The 3523-nt window shown below is 67.3% G+C and carries 1 protein-coding gene and 1 pseudogene; both read left to right on the top strand.

From position 1 onward, the window contains the following. A pseudogene (locus tag GZ67_RS20900) lies at positions 1-1203 on the top strand (PKD domain-containing protein); the annotation flags it as partial. 339 nt (positions 1204-1542) lie between these two features. Next, the gene (locus GZ67_RS0117595; RefSeq protein ID WP_197024991.1) at positions 1543-3276 is read left to right on the top strand and encodes a hypothetical protein; all 1734 of its coding nucleotides are present in this window, start codon (positions 1543-1545) and stop codon (positions 3274-3276) included. Positions 3277-3523: the final 247 nt, after the last annotated feature.

Genomic DNA, 3523 nt, shown 5'->3' with positions numbered 1-3523 from the left:
GGCTTCATCCCGTCGATCGGCGGATCGGGCGTCTACGCCCTGGCGACCTCGGGCACGAGCGTCTACGCCGGTGGGCTGTTCACGCAGGGCAACCGCACCGCGCGGAAGAACCTCGCCGCCTTCGACGCCTCCAACGGCACGCTCCTGCCCTGGGCGCCGACGACTGACCAGCAGGTCGACGCGATGGTGATGGACCCCGCGGGGGCGGACACCATCATCGGCGGACGCTTCTCGCAGGTCAGCGGCAACACCGCCCTGCGCGGCATCGGAGCGGTCGACAAGGCCACCGGCGCAGTGGACACCGCCTGGCAGACACCGTCGGCGATCAACAACGTCCGGGCCACCCGTTCCACGGGGCGAACGGGAATCTTCGGTCTCGCCACCGACGCGACGGGCGTCTACGGCACCGCCTGGTCCTACGGGGCCGTAAAGCCGACCAACCTGGAAGGGGCTTTCGCTGCCGAAGCCGGGACCGGCAAGCTCCGCTGGGTGGCCGACTGCCTCGGTGACCACTACGGCGTCTACTCCACCGGCGAGGTCGTGTACACGACGAGCCACACCCACGCATGCCGGACTGTGGGCTTGCAGCCCGAGCAGCGGCAGACGACGTACCGATACTCGGAGGCATTCACGGCCGATGCCAGGGGCACACTGGGGAATCAGCCCGACGTCAACTACAGGGACTGGGTGGGTACGCCCGCCCCGTCGGCGTATGCCTGGACCCCGGACTGGGGCGTGGGTCAGACCACGGGCATGGGCCAGGCGGGCCTGTCCATCACGGGCACCGGGAACATGATCTCCGTCGGCGGCGAGTTCCGCTCGGTCAACAACGGCCAGTTCGAAGGACTCGTCCGCTTCTCGACGACCCCTCCGGGCGGAGCGAAGGACAAGCCCCGTCTCTCCGGCGACGACTGGACAGGAAGCGCCGAGGGGAACGCCGACGGTTCCGCGGGCGTCACCGTCACCCTCCCCGCCAACTGGGACCGCGATGACCTGACCCTCAGCTACGAGCTCCACCGCGCGGACAGCGCGACGCCGGTGGCCACGACGACGGCAGATGCGACCTGGTGGAACCGACCACTCGTGATCCTCGTGGACGAGACCGCCACGGACGATACGCCACGGGAGTACACAGTGGTGGCGAAGGATGCCGACGGCAACGTCACCGCCAGCGGCGGCATCACCTGGATAGCACCCCACTGATCGAAGGGTCTCGGGCCGCCCGCTTCCGCAGCCCGAGTGGAAAGAACGAGAGCCGACCTCGGATCGCACCCGAGGTCGGCTCTGCTGGTCCCCCAGCGGCCGACCGGCTGCGCAGAGCCATCGCTTTCAGGTCTGCGACGCGGCTGATCTCGGCCTGATCGGCAAACCAGCATCCGATATGCTATTATTTTACATGTCGATAGCTATCATGCTTCGACTTGGGGGTTCGTCGTTGCGAACCGACTGGGCACGGCCTCTGGGGAAGCCGTCTCGGTCTGGAGCGTACGGCGATGTCATGCCGATCTGGGGTCGGCATCAGATAACTGGGGAATCAACATCATGGGGAACAACTCTGCGCTGAAGCGCGTCCGGAAGGCGGCCATCGGCGCTGTCGTCGGGGCCCTGGTCGTCAGCGGCCTGGTCTCGATCGGTGGCGGAGCGGCGGTGGCGGCGGAAGTCTCGTCGTCGCCGCCTCCGCTACTGCAGCGCGACGAGAACGTCGTGACGTCGGATCCGATTCCGACGGTCCAGATCGACAACGGTTACGTGTGGGCACAGACGACGATCGGGTCGACGGTCTACGCCGTCGGCAAGTTCGACAATGCTCGCGAACCGAAGGCCGCACCGGGCACCGCGCTCACCTCCCGGTCGAACGTGCTCGCCTACGACATCGACACCGGGGCGCTGCTGCCGTTCGCGCCGAACGTCAACGGGGTGATCAAGGCCGTCGCTGCGTCGCCGGACGGCAGCCGCATCTACATCGGCGGATCCTTCAACTCCGTCAACGGCAAAGACCGCTGGAACATCGCCGCCCTCGACGCGAAGACCGGCGAACTGGTCCCCGGCTTCGTGCCCTCGATCGGCGGAACGGGCGTCTACGCCCTGACGACCTCCGGAACCAGCGTCTATGCCGGCGGCCTGTTCACCCAGGCCAACGGCACCGCCAGGAAGAACCTCACCGCGTTCGATGCATCCGATGGCGTTCTGCTGCCCTGGGCGCCGACGACCGATCTGCAGGTCGACGCGATGGTGATGGACCCCGCGGGGGCGGACACCATCATCGGCGGACGCTTCTCGCAGGTCAGCGGCGACACCACGATGCGCGGCCTCGGCGCGGTCGACAAGACCACCGGCGCAGTGGACACCGCCTGGCTGGCATCCGACTCGATCAAGAATGGATCGAACAGCGGCACCGCCTCAGGCAAGGCCGGAATCTTCGCGCTCACGGCCGATGACACCGGCGTGTACGGCACCGGCTGGGTATATGCGGCCGCCGAAGTCGGAAACCTCGAGGGCACGTTCGCAGCCGAGGCCGGGACGGGGGAGATCCGTTGGGTCGCGGACTGCATCGGCGACCACTACGGCGTCTACTCCACGGGCAAGGTCGTGTACACGACGAGCCACACCCACTCGTGCGGCACCGTCGGCCTGCACCCCGAGCAGACCGAGCGCGTGCATCGCTACTCCGAGGCCTTCACAGCGGATGCTCGCGGAACGCTCGGGCATCAGCCGGCCGCGCCCAACTACAAGGACTGGGTGGGCACACCCGCCCCCTCGGCCTACAACTGGACTCCGGACTGGGCCGTCGGCGTGACCTCAGGACTGGGTCAGGCGGGCCTGTCGATCACGGGCACGGGAGACATGATCTCGATCGGCGGTGAGTTCCGCTCGGTCAACAACGGGCAGTTCGAGGGCATCGTCCGCTTCTCCACAACACCTCCGGGAGGAGCCAAGGACGGGCCGCGTCTCTCCGGCGACAGCTGGACGGGAAGTGTCGCGCCGAATGCCGAGGGCACCGAAGGCGTCACCATCACCCTCCCCGCCAACTGGGATCGGGACGACCTGACGCTGACGTACGAGCTCCACCGCTCGGACAGCACGACGCCGGTGGCCACGACGACCGCCGACGCCACCTGGTGGAACCGACCGGAGATCACCCTCGTCGACACGATAGCGACGAGCGACACGTCAGCAGCGACGAGCGCCACCTCAGTGGAGTACACAGTGGTGGCGAAGGACGGCGACGGAAACACCGCCACCAGCGGTGGCATCGCGGTGGCGCCGCTCGACTAGGGACCTCCCGGCCGCCGGCTCTCTCCGGACTGGACAGGGCGAGCATCCTGTATGCTATTATTTTACATGTCGTGAGCTATCACGCTCCGACATGGGGTTCGTCGTTGCGAACCGACCGGGTGCGGACTCGTGGGGAAGCCGTACCGGTCTGGATCGCACGGCGATGTCACGTCGACCTGAAGGTCGGCATCAAATCACTGGGGAACAAACATGGGGAACAACTCTGCGCTGAAGCGCGTCCGGAAGG

It is taken from the genome of Microbacterium sp. Cr-K20 (assembly GCF_000708325.1).
Lineage (GTDB): Bacteria > Actinomycetota > Actinomycetes > Actinomycetales > Microbacteriaceae > Microbacterium.
Note: the sequence above shows the minus strand (reverse complement) of the source record. Positions and strands in the feature narration are given on the sequence as shown.

Excerpts from the sequence above, each read along its gene's own strand:
- GZ67_RS0117595 (WP_197024991.1), top strand. The coding sequence starts at position 1,543 with ATGGGGAACAACTCTGCGCTGAAGCGCGTCCGGAAGGCGGCCATCGGC.